The organism is Haloarcula sp. NS06 (assembly GCF_051122755.1).
GTDB lineage: Archaea > Halobacteriota > Halobacteria > Halobacteriales > Haloarculaceae > Haloarcula.
In genome coordinates, this window is record NZ_CP184844.1 from 579,659 (window position 1) to 598,888 (window position 19,230).

Here is a 19,230-nt window from a genome sequence, read left to right on the forward strand (position 1 = left end):
CACCTTTGTGTATTAGATTTACCATTATCACCGAAATACGCGGACTGCGGGCCAGTGTTCTTCATTCAAACTTCGAAACGTTGGACCATGCGTGCCCGCTCGGCCTCACCGATTCAACCGACCATTACCTATCATGCAAACTACCAGTGTCTGACGTACAGTATATAATACTTCTTATATTTTTACGCGGCTGAAATTGTACGCTAACTAGAGAAGAAAATTGCTATTGTTATACTGATACTTCTTCTTTTTTACCAATTTATTGGTACTTATATTGCCATACACTTGCGGCGGATAGTTGCCCTGATACGCTCTGGTCTGGACGGTGGCGGAGGTGCGTTCACGGTCGCTCGGGCGCCACGTGCAAGAGACTCACACCCGCTCGACAAACGTGTAACAGCGTTTAAGCCGCTGAAACCGCTTCGTCGGTGCAATGAGCTACAAGATCGGACTCGTCGGCAAGCCCTCTGTCGGCAAGTCCACGTTTTTCAATGCGGCGACGATGAACGATGTGCCGGAGGGCGCGTACCCGTTCACGACAATCGACCCCTCGATGGGCGAGGCGTACGTCCGCGTCGACTGTGCGGCCCCGGAGTTCGAACACACCTGCACGCCCAACCACGGCTACTGTACCGAAGGTGTGCGGTTCGTCCCGACGAAACTCGTCGACGTGGCCGGCCTTGTTCCCGGCGCACACGAGGGGAAAGGGCTGGGGAACCAGTTCCTCACGGACCTCAATGAGGCCGACGTGCTCGTCCACGTCGTCGACTTCACCGGCGAGACGGACCTAGAGGGTGAGCCCACCGAGGACCACGACCCGCGCGAGGACATTGACTTCCTCGAAGACGAACTAGACATGTGGTATCTCGATATTCTGAGAAGGGCATCGAGCGCTACCGCTCGGGCTACCACGGCGAGGACAAGGCCATCGAGGACGACCTCGCCGAGCAGATGTCGGCGTTCAAAATCAACGCCGACGAGATCAAACAGGTCGTCCTCGCGCTGGATCTTGAACTAGACCCTGACACCTGGGACGACGAGGACAGGGAGGCACTCGCTCGGGAAATCCGCATCCGGACCAAGCCGATGCTCATCGCGGCGAACAAGATGGACACCCCAGCGGCGCAGGAAAACTGGGAGCCAATCACCGAAGACCCGGAGTACGAGCATCTCACATTTGTCCCAGTCTCAGCCCACGCAGAGAAAGCGCTGAAAAACGGTAACGAGCAGGGCGTACTCGACTACCGGCCCGGCGACGAGGAGTTCACCGTGACGGCGGACCTGCCCGAGGAGAAGGCAGCGGGGCTGGAACAGATCCAAGATTTCGTCACCGAGTTCGGCGGCACGGGTGTCCAGCAGGCCCTCGAAACCGCGCTGTTCGAGGAACTGGGAGCTATCGCGGTGTTCCCCGGCGCTCGCAAGCCACAGGAAGACGGTACCTTCCTGCAAGACTGTTTCGTCCTCCCCGACGGGTCGACCGCCGAGGACTTCGCGTACTTCCTGCACACCGACATCGGCGATGGGTTCCTCCACGCGCACGACGTGCGAACCGAGCGACAGATCGGTGCTGACACCGAACTCGACCACCGCGACGTCGTCGAAATAACGACAACGAACTGACACTGGAAGATTCACCGCTGATACTCCGGGGGTGTGACTTTTGATAGGTTGGGGTGAACGCTTCACATGCACCCGAAAAGGCCTATTTTCGTCGTCTGTCTGGCTCCTGTCTCGAGGCGATTTCGATGACGACGGATGATTCGACAGGCCCACTTGGCCGACTCATGCTTGCGGTCGGTACTGTGCCGATGGCAATTGAGCCGTACCTGCCGACACCGCTTCGTCGGACGTTCAGCGCCCGTGTCTTCCTGCTGGCAGCAATGTCAATTGTGGGCGCACCGGCGCTGGCTGTCGTGCTGTTTTCCTCCGTGACAGCCGCCGCGATATTCATCGGGTTTGTCGTCGCCGTGACCGGATTTCTGGGCTACTGTGAGATGTACCGCGCGATAATCGAGATCAACCGAAAGGCAACAGCAGTCGACAACGGGCAGTACGACATCGACTTCGGCGTTGACCGGATCGACGAAGTCGGGGACGCGTACACAAAGCTTGAACGGGCCGCGACCTCGCTTGGCCAGAACATCCAGGAGGCAAACGAAGCCCAGGAGCGCGCCGAGGAGGCGCGCGAAGCAGCCGAAGCGGCCCGTGAAACTGCTGAGTCCGAGCGCAGCGAGATGGAAGCATTGAGCAGTCACCTCGAACTCAAAGCGACACAGTACCGAACGGCGCTCGACGACGCGGCCGCCGGCAACCTGACCGCCCGCGTCGACACTGACAGTATCAGTGACGCTATGGCGGCCGTTGGGACCGCGATTAATGAGACGCTGGCTGCCCTAGAGACTGCCATCGGCAGCGGCCAGTCGACTGCGACGGGTATCGCAACTGGAAGTGAAACCGTATTAGCCGACGGGCAGCAGGTCCGTGACGAGACACAGTCCGTGGCAGACACCGCATCTGACATCGCCGACGGGGCAGAAACCCAGCGCCAGCAGCTAGACGATGCGGCGAGTGAACTCAGTGACCTCTCGGCGACTGTTGAGGAGATGGCGTCGTCCGTGGCTGAAATCGCTGACCAGAGCAACACTGCCGCAGACCTGGGCCGAGACGCCCAGCGGTCTTCGTCGGAGGCCCAGAGCGCCGTCGACGAAATCCGACACTACTCAACGAGCGCCGCGGGCGAGGTCCAGCAGCTCGACGACATCGCCGAAGACATGGCCGAGATCGTCGAAGTCATCGACGGCATCGCCGAGGAGACGAATATGCTGGCCCTGAACGCCTCCATCGAAGCCGCCCGTGCTGGCCAGGCGGGCTCGGGCTTTGCCGTTGTCGCGGACGAAATCAAACAGCTTGCGACCGAGACACAGGCCGCCACCGGCGACGTGGAGGACCTCATCGGATCGCTGCGGTCTCAGGTCGGTACGTCCGTCGACGCCATGGAGACGATGGAGGACGCTGTCGACCGCGGCAGCGACACTATCTCTGAGACCATTACGACACTTGAAGACGTGGTTGACGCCACTGTCGATGTCAACGGCGGTATCCAAGAGATTGACCGGGCGACCGACCAGCAGGCGACCAGCGCACAGGAAGTCGTGCGGATAATCGACGACATCAACGACATTGCCGGAGAGACCGCGACCGACGCCCGTGGCATGGCTACGACAGTCGACCAACAGGGCCAGACCGTTGCCGGGATGGTCGACTCGGTAGAGCGGTTCGCCGACGACGCCGACACGCTCCAGGAGGAACTCTCACAGTTCGATACAGCCGGAACTGACGGCGTGGACACGCCGGCTAGCTCCGGATCCGCAATGAGCGACTGAGACAAATCGGTAACCAGTGTCCCAACAACCCAGCCTGACAGCCTTGCGCCTACAACAGGAGGTGGGCCAGCAAGGCAATGATGGCGACTTTCTTGACGAGAATAACACCGATAATCAGTTGCGTCGTCGAGAGCGCCCGGACGCGTTCGATGCCCCGTCGGACGAACGCGGGCGACTGCGCCAGTTCATCGACCAACAGCCGCCACTCCGCGCGGAACGTCTCGGCCGCCGACCCCTCGCCGTCAGTATAGGCGGCCTCCGGCCGCGGCAGCCACTGTGAGCCGGTGTATTCGAGTTCGACCAACGACCCCTCTAGATGACTGGCCTGCTCGAACTGTAGGCCGTTGGCTTCACAGAGTCGCTCAATCTTGGCGATGTCGCGGTCGCTGTTCAGGTCATAGCGCCGCTGTATCGCGTCGGTCGCCCAGTCGAACTGGAACTGACAGACGAGTTCGCTCTCGCCGACCCACACGTCGACGATTTCAGCCAGTTCGACCGTGCCGGCCGTCTCTTTCCGCTTCCGATGGAGGTGCTCGTACTCGGCGAGGGACTCCGTCTCGGGCATACTTCTCGCTATGGGTGTTCGACTGACGACACTATACGTTTTCTCCCGCTGGAATCATTGGACTCCACGACCGAGGCGAAATGAGGGCCTGCCAACGACACGGTCAGAGGTCGACCGGACAGCCGTTGATTTCGCCGCCACGCATCCCCTCGGCGAGCCAGTAAACAGAAAGGGTCAACACCACGAGCGCAAGCAGCGCGAACTCCAGCCCGTCCAGCGGCAGAAACAGCAGCGAGGTCGAGACGCCAAGCAGCGACAGCAGCCCCAGCAAGACCGCCGACCCACAGGCCGCACAGCCCGCGCCGAGCGTTCCGAGGACAACGCCCGCGACGCCCGCGCCACCCTGCTGGAGGTCGAGGCCGTGCTCGCGGAAATGGTACGCCACCAGGCCGATATCGACACCGGTGAGGACGGCGACGACGACCAGCAGAATCCCCTGTGCAGGGTGGAACGACGTGCCGATGAATGGGTACAGTTCAGCGAGCACGCGCAGTCGGCTGGCAAGCGGGAGCGACCCGCCAACTACGAGGTCAAGCACCAGCGGGACGTTCAACGAGACGACGAACAGCGTCAGCGAGACGCCGGCAGCGATCACGGCGACCACCGCATAGACCGGCAGCGTGAGCACGAGCCTGACTGTCCGACCCATGAGTCGCCAGTCGCCGCGCGTCGTCGGCAGTCGGAGCCCGCGTGCGATGCTCATCCGTCGCGCTCTCCCAGCGCCTCCGCAATGAGGTCGTAACTGACGCTCCCGTTGACCTTCGTCACGAACTCACCGTCCTCGAACAGCAGAATAATCGGCGTCGTCTCACCCAGTCCGGCGTCCTCGGCCGCCTGGATATCAGCCTGTACAGCGTCGTCGTGTGTCCGCTCCCGCGCGTCACGTGCGACCGCCTCGCCGTCTACCGCCGTCTCCTCGGTGAGAAACGTCGCCGTTCGGTCCAGAACGTTGTCCGGGTCGAACGACGACTGCTCGGCGAAGTAGTGATCGAACAGCGCCCAGTACGCCTCGCTGTCGCGGGCGAACGTCGACTCTAGCGCCTGTGTCGCCGGCTCACCCCAGGGGTAGATGACCGGGTAGGTCCGGACGACGTACGCGCCTTTGCCTGCGTCCACGATGTTCTCCCGAATGTCCGGCAGCGTATCCTCATGGAAGCGACGACACGTGGGACAGGAAGGGTCCTCGAACGCTAGAATGACGTGGCCCCCCAGTTCACCGCGGCGGGGCTGGGCGTCGAGGTCGGCGGCTGCCGGGTGGTTATCGACAGATTCGGCGCTGTCCGCCTCGCTACTGCAGCCTGCGACTGCGCCGACGACACCCACCCCGGAAAGTGTGAGAAAGCGTCGTCTGTTCATACACGACTGGTTGGCCCGCGTTGGTTTAGCGTTTGTTCCACCGTGTGGCCACGATGAGTAACCGTCTTGTCGCCGGCGGCGGTATCATCTGGCGGCCGATGACGACGACCCACAGGGCCGAGCCGGGGTGACTCCCCGTTAATGACGAGCCCTATGAGTGCCGAGGCCAGCTTTCTATCCATACATTTGCGAGGAGAAGTGAACGAACGCCAGAGAAACCAATCAAGGGATAGAGACTCTATCTGGCATCTAACCTCAGTTGTCATCTCGTGGCTAGTAGCTATCGAAACCCACTGCTAACAAGCGAGCGGCCGACAGGATTCTAACCTGCCGTGAATCAAGGAAAGCGAATGGATTTGGTTGCGGGTTCTATTTCGACCTCACCGCCGATTGGAATGGGACACGTCGGATACGTGTGTCCGAACTCGCAATTGAAAACAACAGGTGCGTTCGGATTGTACGTTTCGAGGACATCAGCAATCGTGTCGCGCTGGCGCTCTCGATACTCCACTCGCCAGTCTTGTGGGTTTTCTTCGGCGTGTGAGCGCGCGCAGGCGCGTCCGACAAGCACACTGTCGAATCGTTCGAGAAGACCCCGTTCGCCGAGTGCCCGGAGGTTCGCACCGACGACGGCCGGGTCAGGGATCAGTTCACTCGTCTCCAACGCAAGCACAGTGCCATTCAGCGCCTCGGGAGCAGGCAGGTAGCGGTCGGCGAGGAACTGCTCAACGAGGACTGCATAGCAGCCGCCCCAGATTCGACCCGAGACAGTCTCTTCACCACCACGCCAGATTCGGCCATCAGATTGTTCGATTTCGCGCGTGGTTTTGACTGACTCCGGATCTTCCCAGTTGCCGGACTCATCAGTAAACACGTCCGCTTCGGTCCACTCGCCGACAGAATCCTCGAAAAGCACACGCCGCAGGTACTCTTTGGTGTAGTCAAACATCTCGCCATCCATCGCGTATTCGAGCAGGGTGGAGCCGCCGTAGTACGAAACGATCCCGTGATTCCAGAGAAACAGAGCCAGATTCGTGTTGTCTGAGTACCCGTAGAATCGAGTCGGGTGCTCGCGGAGTACGTCCCCATCGAGATACGGGAGCATCGTGATCTGGTCGTGGCCTCCGATATTAGCGATCACGGCCGAGATGTCCGGGTCCCGGAAGGCGTTCATAACCTCTTCGGCGCGCGCCTCTGGATTGTCCGCAAGCCACTCCGGGTCGGCGGTCGCGGTCGGATACTCAACTGGGTCAAGGTCGAAACCCTCGCGCATTCGTTCAAGACCAAGTTCGTAGGTGAACCGCGCGGACTCGGGTGCGTTTGATGCCGGTGCGACAACCGCGACCTGCTCACCGGGTTCGACAGGGGGTGGAGTAAGGAACTCAGGCACGGCTGGCATCTGTAGACCTGATTATATATTTCTTATCCAGCCATGTGCCTAGCATCAAGAGAGCGAGGAGACTGGGAGGACAAGCACGAGTGCGAAGCTCGGGATCTCTTTGCAACTGTACGAATGAAACGTCGAAAAGGTGTCATTCAGAGATACACAGCAGGTCTCACCACAGAAAACGGATGAATGCAAGATATACATCTTGTATCTTGCACAGCACGTCCGCACAGAACCCAGAAAGGACCGCTTCACTACCTGCGGTAAGAGCAGCGACGTTGTTCACTCAAACCTTAGAGCACATACGAGAGGAGTAGCCAAGACGCTACTGTCCGAGTTTGACGTCGCTGTCGACGAAAGCCAGGAATCCCGAGACCGCTGATCGACAACGGAGCAGCCACCGGCTGCCGCTCGGAGCGGTCCTGTACACACGACTTCCTGTACCGGTCCGCTACGTGTGTCAGTCGCGACGCGGGTTCGCTTGGTTACATGTGTCGGCCACAACGCTGCACCGACCCCAACGGTCGGTTTCGGCGCGTGAGAATTACCAGTATGCCTTTATTTTGTTCGGCTGAGCAACACACATGAGCGTCATCTGTGAATTCGAGTTGCAGTCCGCAGATATGCCACTGTGTGCGGTTGCTGCCGAACTGAACACCCGACTGATCGTCGACAACGTCGTCTCCGGCACGACCGACGAGCCGGCACTCGTGTTTTCCGCAACGGGCGTCGACCCGGACGCGCTCGAATCGGCGTTGCTCGGCGATGAATCAGTCGTAGAGTTCGTCGCCATGGATTCGGATATCGTCGAGTCACGGTATCGGGTCGTCCTCGATACGGATTACGTCGAAATGTACACCCAGCTCGTCGACCGGCAGACGTATCCGATGGGTGCGCTCGTGACCGAGCACGGGTGGAAGGTGAGCACGCAGTTCGCCGACCGGGCGGACCTCGAAGCGTTCCGGGACACCTGTCAGTCTAGCAGTGTCGCGTTCCGTCCGCATCGGCTCTGCGAAACGGAGCACGGCGGCGACAACTACGGGCTCACCGCCCCACAGCGAGAGGCACTGCTGGCAGCCCACCGGCTGGGGTATTTCTCCGTTCCCCGCGGGGCAGACCTGACAGAACTTTCAGCGGAGCTCGACGCGACGACATCCGCGATTTCGGAGCGCCTCCGTCGTGGTACGGACCAGCTGATCGACCACACAATCGCCAGCTCCGAACAGTGACAGCCGGCTAGCCGGAGTGCGGCTACTTCGGTGAAATATCCGCTCTTATAAATTGCTGTACATATGTTGGCAACGGTTAGGGCTGGGACTTACGTACCACTACATGACGGTGACTCAAAATGACCATCCACCAGCACCCACACGTCACTGACTGCGAAGCACACTTCGTCGGGGGCGGTATCGCCTCCCTGGCTGGCGCGGCGTTCCTCGTCCGGGACGGCAATATGCCCGGCGAAAACATCCATGTCTACGAAAAGCTGGACGTCGTCGGTGGCGCGATGGACGGCGCTGGCGACCCGGACGAGGCGTACCTGATCCGGGGCGGGAGGATGTTCAACTACCCGGCGTACGAATGTACGTGGGACCTCTTTGAGTCCATCCCGTCGCTCGAAGACGATTCGCGCTCGGTCAAAGACGTGATGGACGAGTTCAACGAAGCGCACCCCTCGTACGCGAAAACACGGCTGATGCACGAGGGCGAACGGATCGACGCGGGCGAGTACGGACTGACGCGACAGCACCGGCAGTCGATGGTTCGGTTGCTCCTCACGCCCGAACCGCGACTCGGTGACACGCGCATTGAGGAGTGGTTCGACGAGTCGTTCCTGGAGACGAACTTCTGGTACGTCTGGGCGACCATCTTCGCGTTCCAACCGTGGCACAGCGTCGCCGAGGTCCGGCGCTACATGTACCGGTTCCTCCACGAGTTCCCGCGCCTGCACACTATGGAGGGCATCGACCGGACGAAGTACAACCAGTACGACTCGATGATCCTCCCGCTCCGGCGCTGGCTCGAAGACAGGGGCGTCTCCTTCGAGTACGGCCACGAGGTGACGGATATGGACATCGTTCCGTCGCGGACGGGGCGTACCGTCGAGCGGCTCTACTGTGAGACCGACAGCGGAACCGAAACGGTCCCCGTCGAGCCGTCCGACCTCGTGTTCGTGACAAACGGGTCGATGACCGACGGCTCGTCTATCGGCGGGATGGACGAGGCCCCCGAACTGAACGAGACCGGCGCGTCGTGGGAGCTGTGGAAGTCCATCGCTGAGGACAACCCACAGTTCGGCAATCCGTCGGTGTTCGCGGACAACGTCACGGAGACAAAATGGGAGTCGTTCACCGTTACCCTGCACAACACCGAGCTGTTCGACCACATCGTCGATTTCACCAACGAGGAACCGGGCAACGGGCTCGTCACCTACCTCGGGTCGAACTGGCTGTTGTCGACGGTCGTCGCCGCCCAGCCACACTTCGCGAACCAGCCGGACGACGTGAAGGTATTCTGGGGCTACGCGCTGTTCCCGGACCGCGAGGGGAACTACGTTGAGAAACCGATGTCCGAGTGTACCGGCCGCGAGATCCTTCAGGAGCTGTGTTACCACCTGCAGTGCGAGGAACGGCTCCCGGAGATACTCGACGACGTGACCTGCATCCCGGCGATGATGCCGTTCATCACGGCGCACTTCCAGCCCCGGGAACCCGGTGACCGGCCCGATGTCGTTCCGGACGGGTCGAACAATCTGGCGTTCCTCGGACAGTACGCCGAACAGCCACGGGACGTCGTGTTCACCGTCGAGTACTCCGTCCGGTCGGCGATGACCGCCGTCTACGAGATGCTCGACCTCGATCAGGAGGTACCTCCGGTGAGCAAACACTACCGAGAGCTCGGTGTCATCGCGGACACTGTTCGCGCCGCGTACCGCTGAGAAGCAAGGGCGGTACGGGCGAGGACATTCCAGTGTTTTAGTACGGTGACAGCGATGGGTGTGTATGCACACACCGACGCGCTCCGCCCGGAGGGTGCGATGGTAAACCTCGCGCTCTCAGCGGCGCAGCTCCTCGTGGCGCTGGTCCTCGTGGGACTGAACGGCTTCTTCGTCGCCGCCGAGTTCGCGTTCGTTCGCGTTCGCGGCACATCGGTCGAACAGCTCGCTGACGAAGGCCGGGCCGGCGCAGGCTCGCTTCAGGCAGTGATGGCGGACCTGGACAACTATCTCGCGGTGACCCAACTCGGGATTACGCTCGCCTCGCTGGGGCTGGGATGGGTCGGTGAGCCCGCCGTCGCAGCGCTGCTTGAACCCGTCCTCGCTCCGGTACTGCCCGAGAGCCTCCTCCACGTCGTCGCGTTCGCAGTTGGGTTCACAATCATCACGTTCCTCCACGTCGTCTTCGGCGAACTCGCGCCGAAGACGTTCGCCATTGCCCGGACTGAGCGGCTCTCGCTGTTGCTCGCGCCGCCGATGAAGCCGCTTTACTATCTGTTCTATCCCGGGATCGTCGTGTTCAACGGCTCGGCAAACGCCTTTACGCAATTGCTGGGAGTCCCGCCGGCCTCGGAGACAGACGAGACGCTCGGCGAGCGTGAGATCCGCCGGGTGCTGGCTCAGTCCGGCGAAGAAGGGAACATCGATGCGGCCGAGGTTGACATGATTGAGCGTGTGTTCGACCTTGACGATACGGTCGTCCGAGAGGTCATGGTCCCGCGACCCGACGTTGTGAGCGTCCCAGCGGACGCCACGATGGCAGATATCCGGGGGGTCGTTCTTGATGAAGGACACACCCGCTATCCGGTGGTCGACGCCGACGATAGCGACCAGATTGTCGGGTTCATCGATGTCAAAGACGTGCTGCGGGCCGGCGAGGAAGGCAACGAGACCGCGACTGCCGGCGATATCGCCCGCGAGATACCGGTCGTCCCGGAGACGACAGCTATCAACGACCTCCTGTTACAGTTCAGGCAAGACCGCCGGCAGATGGCCGCGGTCATCGACGAGTGGGGGTCGCTGGAGGGCATCGCGACAATCGAAGACGTGGTCGAGGCCGTCGTCGGCGACCTGCGCGACGAGTTCGACGTTGATGGCCGCGAACATGCCATCCGCAAGCAAAGCGACGGGAGCTACGACGCCGACGGCGGCGTGCCGCTGTCGACAGTCAGTGAGGCTCTCGGTGTCGACCTCGACAGCGACGCGGTCGAAACCATCGGCGGGCTGGTGTTGAGTCAGCTCGACCGCGCCCCGGAAGTCGGTGACGTCGCCGAAGCGGCCGGATACGTGTTTGAGGTGACAGGCGTCGACGGCACCCGAATCTCGACGGTCGAAATCAGCGAGAACGACGCTGACGACTCGCCATCGGCCGGGTAAGCGACCGCTCAGAAGAACTCGCCCAGATAGACAGATTTGGGCTCGAAAACGTCCGTGAGCGGATCACGGACCGAGTCGTCGTGTATCTCCAGCCCGGCCAGACGTGCAGCGGCGTCGACGCCGTGCGTCCCGACGGCCAGTTGTGAGAGCGTCGCAATGTCGACGGCCACATCGGCTTTCGAGTCGCTGGCTGGAAGCGGGTCGACCGTCGCAGTGCCGCCGTTCACTGACAGCCGGAACAGGCCGTCGTTGCGGTCAAGCAGCGGGTCGTTGACCAAGAGCGTACAGTCGAGGTCGCCCCCGGGCCAGTCGAGGCGTTCGAGGTGGCATACGTCCGTGAGCCGAACCATCGGCCCAGCCTCGACCGTACAGTCGACTGCGCCAGGGTCGTCGACGCGATGGAGGAGGTCAGTGTCAGGCGGTAGCTGGAGCGTGACGCGCTCGATCTGTGCGCCGTGATGCCCGAGGAACGCAAACAGAGCGCGGCGGGCCTCCTCGTCGACAGCCGCGAAGTTCGAAACCGAGAGCGTGTTGTCAGCATCGTCCGCCACGGTGTACACGACGTACCCCTGAAGTTCACCGTCGCGTTCGTAGCCGTAGCAGTACGGGACACCGCCACCGTCCCAGTCGGCGAGAGTCCGCTCACGCCACCACGCTTCCGAGCGCCGGAGTGAGAGCGCCGTCCCGGCGGCTGCAGCGGTCTCGACCTGACGGAGCCGCTCCCAGTCGCCGGCGTCAAGGCTACTCATCTGTCCGCCAGTGTCGTCGTCCGGGAGCGCCGATGGCGGCAGGTCGAAGCGGCGATAAGTGTTCGCCGTCCCCCAGCCCAGACGGTGATAGAACGGCGTCGAAAACGGCCAGAGGGTGACGAACCCGACATCGGATTCGCGGTACGCAGACAGTGCATGTCGGCAGAGGTCGGCGGCGAGCCCCTGTCCGCGGTGTTCGGGTGGCGTTGCAACCGCGCCGAGGCCACCGACCGTCGTCGCCGCGCCGCGAACAGTTGTGTCGAGGAAATACAGCTTGCAGACGGCCCGGAGGGTGTCACCGTCGTAGAGGCCTCGCTGGTCGAACAGCGACGGCGGCCAGTCGTCGTCTGAGTCTGGGATTACAGGTCCCTGCCTAGGCGCGAACGCGTACTGAAGTATCCGCTGGCAGGCTTCGCGGTCAGTCGTCGGGACGGGGCGGAATTCAGACATACTGTCCCGGGTGTCCGCCAGCTACAGAAAGCTAGTCATCTGCGGGTCGGCGTCGCGGTCCTTCGGAAGAGTGGGTTGTCACGGCACGTACCAGATACCACGGTCCCGGTCAAGGAGCGACCCGACGACGATGTGCGGGAGCGCGACGATGCTGATGAACATACTCCAGAACGCCACCGCGCCGGGGAGCAGATTGCTCGTTCCCAGCGGGTTCGGGAACGCCCAGTAGACGGCGACGAGGACGCCGAAGGTGGCCAGTGCCCCAACGATGAGGACGATCCAGGCGCGCAACGCAACCGTTGAGGCGTCCGCGCCGCCGAGCAGGTCCCAGCGCTCGTCGCCGACCGGCTCTGTCTCGACGGACGCCGTCCGCGCCACCTGCCGGGCGGAGTACCAGAACGGGAAGTACAGGCCAACGGCGACGAGGACCGGGACAGACGCGAAGAATACCGCAAGGAGCAACGATTCTCCGGCGTCGATAAGCCAAGAGCGGCCGCCGCCGCGGACGTAGCCAAGCACGATGTGCGCCGTTAGTGCGAGCCCGTAGCCCGATCCAATGACGAGCCGGGTCGTGTCGAACGCCCCCGCGTACGACGAGAGTGCGCCCGGTTCGACGAGGCCGACCATCAGCGAACTGAACGCGTGAAACGTCTCCGGCCAGAACACGATGGGGACGAGCATCACCGCACCGCCGCGGACGGCCGCCGCCAGCCAGCGCTGGAACCGGGTCTGCAGGTGGTCGGTGCCGCTCGTGGCTTCCAGCACCTGCAGGCCGCCGAGGCCCCCCTTCGCCATGGCGACGGTCAACGCCAGCGCGAGGCCGGCGACTGGCGCGGCGAGGAACAGGCCGACGAACCCGCCGATAGCCGCCAGATACACCGCGACGTACCGCCAGCGAAACGAGGGGCGGCGGCGACGGAGGTTCTCGAAGTGCTCGTACCCGCCGTGGGGAAGGTTGAGTGCGACCATCCCGACGAGGTACACCACCATCTGTGCCCGGAGCGGAATTCGGACCTCGGCAGCACCGAGGAGACCGAAAATGACAGCAAGTACCAGCAGGCTCGCCCGCGAAAGCAGGAGCGACGGATGGCGGTCGGTGTCCCGATGCCGCTGCCAGACGGACCCCAGGCTGGTCGTGGGCATATCGCGAGCCTAGGGAAAAACTCACAATAAACGATGCAAGCGATTCCAGCGAACTGGGAACAGACCGCTGGTTTGAATCATGAGATGTCTGTTGTGAAGCGCTGGGAATCCGAGGAATCCTTTTTCAGGCGTAGTCGTTAGCAACGGCTATGCGTGATGGTCTCCCTCACGACCGGACGGTGACCGTCGTCGGTGGCGGCTTCGGCGGCCTCTCGGCTGCGTGCTATCTGGCCGACGCCGGGGCCGGCGTGCGACTGCTCGAACGCCACGATCGCCTCGGCGGCCACGCGGGCGTCCTCGAACGCGACGGCTTCCGGTTCGACACCGGCCCGTCGTGGTACTTGATGCCCGACGTGTTCGAACGCTTCTTCGGGCACTTCGACCGCGAGCCGAGCGACTACTACGAACTGGAGCGACTGGACCCCCAGTACCGGGTGTTCTGGAAGGACGGGGACCGCGTGACGATGCGTCCAAACCGCGAGAACGCATACGAGGTGTTCGAGTCCTACGAGGACGGGGCCGGCGACGCGCTGGCCGAGTATCTCGAGCGGGCCGAACAGAACTACGACCTCGCGATGGACCGGGTCGTCTACGAGGGCCGCGAACGGCTGCGTGACTACGTCGACACCGACCTCCTTCCGCTCGCGCCGCGTGCGCGGCTGTTCGGCTCGATGGACGACTACGTCAGTCGCTACATCGACCACCCGAAACTCCGGCAATTGCTTGAATATACGCTGGTGTTTCTCGGCGGCGCGCCACACAACACCCCGGCACTGTACAGCATCATGAGCCACGTCGACCTGAATATGAACGTATTCTACCCGGAGGGCGGCATCGCGGGCGTCGTCAACCGCCTCGGGTCGCTGGCTCGGGAACTCGGCGTCGACATACAGACTGGAACTGAAGTCCAACACATCGCCGGAGAGGCGGGGGCGTTCGAACTGATCACCGAGGACGGCGTTGTCGCCTCCGACCTCGTGGTCAGCAACGCCAACCCCGCCTACACCGAACAGAATCTGCTCGATCCCGCTGCGCGCGACCATGACCCGGATCACTGGGACGACCAGACCTACGCGCCGTCGGCGTTCATGCTGTATCTCGGTGTCGAGGGCGACGTGGACCCGCTGGCCCACCATTCGCTGGTCCTGCCGACGGACTGGGACGACCACTTCGAACAGATATTCGACCAGCCGGCGTGGCCCGACGACCCCGCGTACTACCTATCGGTCACGTCGAAGACCGACGAGACGGTCGCTCCCGACGGTCACCACGCTGTCGTCATCTTGGTCCCCATCGCGCCGGGGCTGGACGACGGTCCCGACATTCGTGAAGAGTATCGGGAGTTTGTTCTCGACGACCTCGCCGAACAGACCGGCGTTGACCTTCGCGACCGCATCGTCGTCGAAGAGACGGCGTGTGTCAGCGAGTTCGCCGAGCGCTACGGCGACCCACAGGGGACGGCGCTCGGACTGGCACATACCCTGTTCCAGACCGGGCCGCTTCGTCCCAGCCATCGCGCTGGCCTCAACGGCCTTTACTACACCGGAGCCTACACGACGCCCGGCATCGGGATGCCGATGTGTCTTATCAGCGGCGAACACACCGCCCGGGACATCATCGAGGACAGCCCGTTCGAGACGAAACAGGACCGCTCGGCCTCGACGGCGGACTGACACCGCCCGCTCGGCGGGCAGTTTGCGTGAACCGTCTGACTCACGACGTGATATCGTGGCACACCACGGCGGAGCCTCGAACAGTTTATTGTCCCGCTTCAGGTAACGGTGGCATGGAGAAGCTCCGCGAGTCGCTACACGAGGCCCCGATCATCGACAAGGATGGATACTCCTACCTGGTCCACCCGCTCAGCAACGGCGTGCCGATGCTGGAGCCAGAACTCCTCCGCGAGGTCGTCGTCGGCGTGACACGGGCGGCCGACCTCGACGTGGACAAGATCGTCGCGCCGGAGGCGATGGGCATCCACATCGCGACCGCACTCTCACTGCAGACGGATATCCCGCTCGTGGTCATCCGCAAGCGCTCCTACGGGCTTGAGGATGAGGTCCCGCTGCACAAGACCACCGGCTACTCCGAATCGGAGATGTTCATCAACGACATCGAGGCGGGCGACGACCTGCTCATTGTCGACGACCTGCTCTCGACCGGCGGAACGATGGCATCCATCTGCGAGGCGCTCGACGACATCGGGGCGGACATCTCGGATATCGTCGTCGTCTTCCGGAAACAGGGCGACTCAGCGCTCGACAACACCGACTACGATGTGACCAGTCTGCTCGACATCTCGGTCGATCAGGACGGCGTGACTATCCACGACTGAGAAGGACTGCTGTCCCTGTTTACCCCTGCTCGACAGCGGCGGCCATGTGCTCACGGGCTTCCTCGGGCGTCATCCCGCGAACGCCACACGCACAGGAGAGGAGTTCGGGGTCGGTCAGGTCGTCGACCTCTTCGGCGCTGGCCCGGTCGAGCGCGTCCTCGTCGGCGTCGTAGTCGAACGTCACCCGATATGTGACCTGTGCCACGCCCTCGATCTGGTGGGACTCGTCGGGGTCCGGATTCGCGATAGCCTCGGCGTGCTCTTCCTGCATTGCGGACTTCCACTGTTCGAGGTTCGCCTCGGGGTCCGAATCGTCAGGCATACGCTGGCTGTCGGCGGCAGGACTGAAAAAGCGAGCGCTGGCGATCCGGTCAGGCGGGAGCCGAGCAAGAGGTCGGCTCTCGGAACGCTTTTTCGGCCGGCAGACGCTGGCTTTCCTGTGGTCGACTCCCGATCCGTCTCCGACCGACCTCGGCTCCTGTTGGCCGCGGCGACTGCCGTCGCCACCGTTGCGACGGCCAGTAGCCTCTATCTCTCGCTGGGTCTCGGGCTGACACCCTGTCGGCTCTGCTGGTATCAGCGCATTCTGATGTACCCGCTGGTGGTCGTCCTCGGCATTGCCGCCGCTGAGCGCCGTCCCGGCGTCGTCCGGACGGCGCTGTCGCTTGCGGTTCCGGGAGCCGCTATCGCGGCCTATCACTCCTGGCTGCAGGTGAGCCAGACGACCTGCGGAATCGGAGCGATCAGCTGTGCGCAGATCCAGTACCGGGTGCTCGGCCTGACCGTCCCGAACCTCTCGCTGATGGCGTTCGTGCTGGTGACCGGCCTAGTCGTCGTGGCCACCCGACTGTCTGGCAGTCAGTCCTGATTCGCGGGAGCGACAGGGCCAGTGAGCGACCGATACCGGACAGCCTTCGCCGGGACCGCGCCCCTTTTTCGGGTTGCCCGACGTGGCTCCGATATGGAGTACACCAGACTCGGTTCGACCGGAACGACGGTTTCACAGCTGTGTTTCGGCACCTGGCGCTTCGGCCGGGAGACGGGCGGCGTCGTCGAGACCGACCGCGAGGAGGCCCACGAACTGCTCGATGCGGCGTGGGAGCGCGGCATCAACTTCATCGACACTGCCAACGTCTACGGCAATCCAAACGGGACTAGCGAGGAGTACATCGGCGAGTGGCTCGACGACTACGACCGCGAGGACTTCGTCATCGCCTCGAAGGTGTACTTCCCCTTCGACGGCCGCGGCGAGCCCGGTCCCAACGACTCCGGCCTCGGGCGCAAGCACATCCGCGCCCAGATTCAGGGGACGCTGGATCGCCTCGATACGGACTATCTCGATCTCTACTACATCCACCGCTGGGACGAGCACAGCGACATCGAGGAGACGCTGTCGACGCTCGACGACCTCGTCCGTGCGGGGAAAATCCACCATCTCGGTGCGTCGACGATGGCTGCCTGGCAGTTGACCAAAGCCCTCTGGAAGAGCGATGTCGAGGACTACGAGCGCTTCGAGGTGACCCAGCCGCTGTTCCACGCCGGCTACCGCGACGACGTGAAAGACTATCTCGATGTGTGTGCCGACCAGGACATGGCTGTCTGTCCGTACTCGCCGCTGGCCGGCGGCTTCCTCACGGGCAAGTACGAGCGCACGGACGACGACGACCCGACGGCCTTCGAGGGACCGGAGGGCTCCCGGGGCTCGCTGTCCGACCGCTTCGAGGACTTCTACCTCTCCGAGCGCGGCTGGCACGTCCTTGACGAACTCCGAACTGTCGCGGACGAACTCGACGCCACGCCCGCGCAGGTCACGCTCCGCTGGCTCATCGAACAGCCGGACTTCACCTGTGTCCCTATCGTCGGCGCTCGCACCGTCGACCAGCTCGACGAGAACGCTGGCGCGACGGACATCTCGCTGTCCGACGACCAGTTCAACCGGATTGTGAGCGCCCGCTACGCAGAGGACGGCGAGCGCTGGGGCCACCGGGCATAATCGGGAGACGAACTGACAGAACCACGCTATCGTCGGAGCACTCCACCGCCACCCGCAGGGAAGTTCGATCTAATTGCGACCGGATAGGATTCCCGGCCGACTGCTGATGGGTCTATGGCGCTGATTTGCTGGCCCTGTCACCAGAAACAGTCCCTGTTTCAGGTGCAATCTCACCGAACAGCCAGACTGCTCCGCCAGCGACAAGAAACAGGCTGCCAAGCGCTGCAACTGTTGTTGTTGCCGTGGTTGCATCCGCCAACGTCCCAGCAGCAAGTGCCAGCGGCGTCCGGAGCATCATATGCAACATCGACACCGCGGAGAGCAACGTCGCCCGTCCGACCGCCTCGACATGGTCGTTAATGTATCCGTTAGCGATCGGCTGGATCAGCGGCTTCGCGGTTCGCATCGACGCGAACGCCGGGAGTGCCACAAGCGCGAGCCACAGCGGTACCACGAGCGCGACAGCCGTCAGAACTGGCACGACGACCACGGCTCTGCGGACGCCGAGACGGTCCTCAATTGTGCCGGCGTAGTAGCCGCCAACGGATGCCACTGCTGTCAGGGCGGCGTACAGCACGCCCAGTCCGAGCGCAAGTGTCGCGCCGGCCTCGCCTGCTCGTGCTGCCGCGGTCGGAACACCTGTGGGAACCTGAACACCGATAGCGGCGGCGTACGGCCGCAGCGTCTCGACCACCATCGGCTGGATGTAGGTGTGTGAAACGCCCAAAACAGCATAGAACAATCCAATGTACAGGACCAGTGCGCGGAGCGGCGGCTGAGCCAGATACGTTCGGATGACAGAGACGGCTTCGAGTGGATCGAGACGGTCGGCGGAGCGACTGTCACCACCCCGGTCGGCGTACTGGCGGTTTTTGGGCAGTGAGAGCAGGGCAAAGAAGCCGAGACTATTGAAGCCGACCGCAGCAACGAACGGATAGGTTGGATGCAGCCCATACAGCAGACCACCAACAACCATTGAGACCGCTGCCGTCCACTTCTGTACTGCGTCACCCCGGCCGCGGATATGGCTGAACTGCCCGCTATCGAGCCGCTCAGTGAGTGTATCGTACAGCCACGCATCCATGCTCCCTGAACGTAAGGTCAGTGCCAGCGCCCACAGTGCATAGAGGAAGCCGTACCAGAGGAATCCCGAAGCGAGAACGAAGCCTGCGAGAGAGGTAACGGTGAACAGCACGCTGAGAAGGAGGCTCGCCCGCCGCCCGAGCCTGTCACCGACGTAGCCTGTTGGAATCTCGCCGACGACAGATAGCCCTGAGTAGATTGCTGAGAGGGCACCGACCTGTGTGAAGGACAGCGTTCGCAGGAGAAACAGGGTGAAGATAGGAGTGATAAATCCGACAGCGATCGTGGCACGGTATAAATAGTACCGGCGCACTAACCCACGGTCAGATACCGGTCGGAGCATACGGACCCTGTCACTTTCGATAGACTAAGCTCCTTCCAGAAACGTAGTTACGTTATATTATTGATATAAGA

General features: G+C 62.6%; 16 protein-coding genes and 1 pseudogene. 9 read left to right on the top strand and 8 right to left on the bottom strand.

Translation table 11 applies throughout. The features are described from left to right. Positions 1–433 precede the first annotated feature (433 nt). Together ACODNH_RS06690 and ACODNH_RS06695 are read left to right on the top strand one after the other, a co-directional pair. Positions 434–1,620 (top strand): annotated as a pseudogene (locus ACODNH_RS06690) (redox-regulated ATPase YchF). A gap of 125 nt (positions 1,621–1,745) precedes the next feature. After that, the gene (locus ACODNH_RS06695; RefSeq protein WP_306708634.1) at positions 1,746–3,383 is read left to right on the top strand and encodes a methyl-accepting chemotaxis protein; all 1,638 of its coding nucleotides are present in this window, start codon (positions 1,746–1,748) and stop codon (positions 3,381–3,383) included. 49 nt (positions 3,384–3,432) lie between these two features. On the opposite strand, the gene ACODNH_RS06700 is transcribed toward ACODNH_RS06695, so the two are convergent. From ACODNH_RS06700 to ACODNH_RS06715, 4 genes are all read right to left on the bottom strand, one after another. Then, complete coding sequence (locus tag ACODNH_RS06700; RefSeq protein ID WP_306708636.1) at positions 3,433–3,948, bottom strand: hypothetical protein; 516 nt, start codon at positions 3,946–3,948, stop codon at positions 3,433–3,435. Positions 3,949–4,051: 103 nt separating this feature from the next. After that, complete coding sequence (locus tag ACODNH_RS06705) at positions 4,052–4,651, bottom strand: hypothetical protein (RefSeq protein ID WP_306708637.1); 600 nt, start codon at positions 4,649–4,651, stop codon at positions 4,052–4,054. Then, entirely contained in the window at positions 4,648–5,304 is a 657-nt protein-coding gene (locus ACODNH_RS06710) for a DsbA family protein (protein WP_434531137.1), read from the bottom strand. The genes ACODNH_RS06705 and ACODNH_RS06710 overlap by 4 nt, the downstream gene beginning before the upstream one ends. A gap of 337 nt (positions 5,305–5,641) precedes the next feature. Then, entirely contained in the window at positions 5,642–6,703 is a 1,062-nt protein-coding gene (locus tag ACODNH_RS06715) for a S66 family peptidase (RefSeq protein ID WP_434531138.1), read from the bottom strand. A gap of 572 nt (positions 6,704–7,275) precedes the next feature. Here ACODNH_RS06715 and ACODNH_RS06720 point away from each other — a divergent pair. From ACODNH_RS06720 to ACODNH_RS06730, 3 genes are all read left to right on the top strand, one after another. Continuing rightward, positions 7,276–7,920: a helix-turn-helix domain-containing protein gene (locus tag ACODNH_RS06720; RefSeq protein ID WP_434531139.1), complete on the top strand. Its 645-nt coding sequence runs from the start codon at positions 7,276–7,278 to the stop codon at positions 7,918–7,920. Positions 7,921–8,039: 119 nt separating this feature from the next. Continuing rightward, positions 8,040–9,629 (top strand): oleate hydratase, encoded by a 1,590-nt coding sequence (locus ACODNH_RS06725; protein WP_306708645.1) that lies wholly within the window; start codon positions 8,040–8,042, stop codon positions 9,627–9,629. A gap of 54 nt (positions 9,630–9,683) precedes the next feature. After that, positions 9,684–11,063, top strand: a complete 1,380-nt coding sequence (locus ACODNH_RS06730; RefSeq protein WP_306708647.1) for a hemolysin family protein — start codon at positions 9,684–9,686, stop codon at positions 11,061–11,063. Between the two features lie 8 nt (positions 11,064–11,071). On the opposite strand, the gene ACODNH_RS06735 is transcribed toward ACODNH_RS06730, so the two are convergent. Together ACODNH_RS06735 and ACODNH_RS06740 are read right to left on the bottom strand one after the other, a co-directional pair. Then, positions 11,072–12,262, bottom strand: coding sequence for a GNAT family N-acetyltransferase (locus tag ACODNH_RS06735; RefSeq protein ID WP_434531140.1), 1,191 nt, complete (start codon positions 12,260–12,262; stop codon positions 11,072–11,074). A gap of 78 nt (positions 12,263–12,340) precedes the next feature. Next, a complete protein-coding gene (locus tag ACODNH_RS06740; protein ID WP_434531141.1) occupies positions 12,341–13,405 on the bottom strand; it encodes a Brp/Blh family beta-carotene 15,15'-dioxygenase in 1,065 nt (354 codons plus the stop codon). A 149-nt stretch (positions 13,406–13,554) separates the two neighbouring features. Between ACODNH_RS06740 and ACODNH_RS06745 the strand changes: the two genes are divergently transcribed. Further along, positions 13,555–15,078 (top strand): phytoene desaturase family protein, encoded by a 1,524-nt coding sequence (locus ACODNH_RS06745; protein WP_434531142.1) that lies wholly within the window; start codon positions 13,555–13,557, stop codon positions 15,076–15,078. A 113-nt stretch (positions 15,079–15,191) separates the two neighbouring features. Next, on the top strand, positions 15,192–15,740 hold the full coding sequence (hpt, locus tag ACODNH_RS06750) for a hypoxanthine/guanine phosphoribosyltransferase (protein WP_306708656.1): 549 nt from the start codon (positions 15,192–15,194) through the stop codon (positions 15,738–15,740). A 19-nt stretch (positions 15,741–15,759) separates the two neighbouring features. Here the strand turns inward: hpt and ACODNH_RS06755 are convergent, their stop codons facing one another. Then, entirely contained in the window at positions 15,760–16,062 is a 303-nt protein-coding gene (locus tag ACODNH_RS06755; protein ID WP_306708658.1) for a hypothetical protein, read from the bottom strand. A 117-nt stretch (positions 16,063–16,179) separates the two neighbouring features. Here ACODNH_RS06755 and ACODNH_RS06760 point away from each other — a divergent pair, with 117 nt between their 5' ends. Both ACODNH_RS06760 and ACODNH_RS06765 read left to right on the top strand, forming a co-directional pair. Continuing rightward, the gene (locus ACODNH_RS06760) at positions 16,180–16,608 is read left to right on the top strand and encodes a disulfide bond formation protein B (RefSeq protein WP_306708660.1); all 429 of its coding nucleotides are present in this window, start codon (positions 16,180–16,182) and stop codon (positions 16,606–16,608) included. Between the two features lie 93 nt (positions 16,609–16,701). Beyond that, complete coding sequence (locus ACODNH_RS06765) at positions 16,702–17,733, top strand: aldo/keto reductase (protein WP_306708662.1); 1,032 nt, start codon at positions 16,702–16,704, stop codon at positions 17,731–17,733. A 112-nt stretch (positions 17,734–17,845) separates the two neighbouring features. On the opposite strand, the gene ACODNH_RS06770 is transcribed toward ACODNH_RS06765, so the two are convergent. After that, positions 17,846–19,159, bottom strand: coding sequence for an MFS transporter (locus ACODNH_RS06770; protein WP_306708664.1), 1,314 nt, complete (start codon positions 19,157–19,159; stop codon positions 17,846–17,848). Positions 19,160–19,230 lie beyond the last annotated feature (71 nt).

Coding starts and splice junctions, on each gene's coding strand:
- ACODNH_RS06695 (WP_306708634.1), top strand. CDS start 1,746: ATGACGACGGATGATTCGACAGGCCCACTTGGCCGACTCATGCTTGCG.
- ACODNH_RS06700 (WP_306708636.1), bottom strand. CDS start 3,948: ATGCCCGAGACGGAGTCCCTCGCCGAGTACGAGCACCTCCATCGGAAG.
- ACODNH_RS06705 (WP_306708637.1), bottom strand. CDS start 4,651: ATGAGCATCGCACGCGGGCTCCGACTGCCGACGACGCGCGGCGACTGG.
- ACODNH_RS06710 (WP_434531137.1), bottom strand. CDS start 5,304: ATGAACAGACGACGCTTTCTCACACTTTCCGGGGTGGGTGTCGTCGGC.
- ACODNH_RS06715 (WP_434531138.1), bottom strand. CDS start 6,703: ATGCCAGCCGTGCCTGAGTTCCTTACTCCACCCCCTGTCGAACCCGGT.
- ACODNH_RS06720 (WP_434531139.1), top strand. CDS start 7,276: ATGAGCGTCATCTGTGAATTCGAGTTGCAGTCCGCAGATATGCCACTG.
- ACODNH_RS06725 (WP_306708645.1), top strand. CDS start 8,040: ATGACCATCCACCAGCACCCACACGTCACTGACTGCGAAGCACACTTC.
- ACODNH_RS06730 (WP_306708647.1), top strand. CDS start 9,684: ATGGGTGTGTATGCACACACCGACGCGCTCCGCCCGGAGGGTGCGATG.
- ACODNH_RS06735 (WP_434531140.1), bottom strand. CDS start 12,262: ATGTCTGAATTCCGCCCCGTCCCGACGACTGACCGCGAAGCCTGCCAG.
- ACODNH_RS06740 (WP_434531141.1), bottom strand. CDS start 13,405: ATGCCCACGACCAGCCTGGGGTCCGTCTGGCAGCGGCATCGGGACACC.
- ACODNH_RS06745 (WP_434531142.1), top strand. CDS start 13,555: ATGCGTGATGGTCTCCCTCACGACCGGACGGTGACCGTCGTCGGTGGC.
- hpt (WP_306708656.1), top strand. CDS start 15,192: ATGGAGAAGCTCCGCGAGTCGCTACACGAGGCCCCGATCATCGACAAG.
- ACODNH_RS06755 (WP_306708658.1), bottom strand. CDS start 16,062: ATGCCTGACGATTCGGACCCCGAGGCGAACCTCGAACAGTGGAAGTCC.
- ACODNH_RS06765 (WP_306708662.1), top strand. CDS start 16,702: ATGGAGTACACCAGACTCGGTTCGACCGGAACGACGGTTTCACAGCTG.
- ACODNH_RS06770 (WP_306708664.1), bottom strand. CDS start 19,159: ATGCTCCGACCGGTATCTGACCGTGGGTTAGTGCGCCGGTACTATTTA.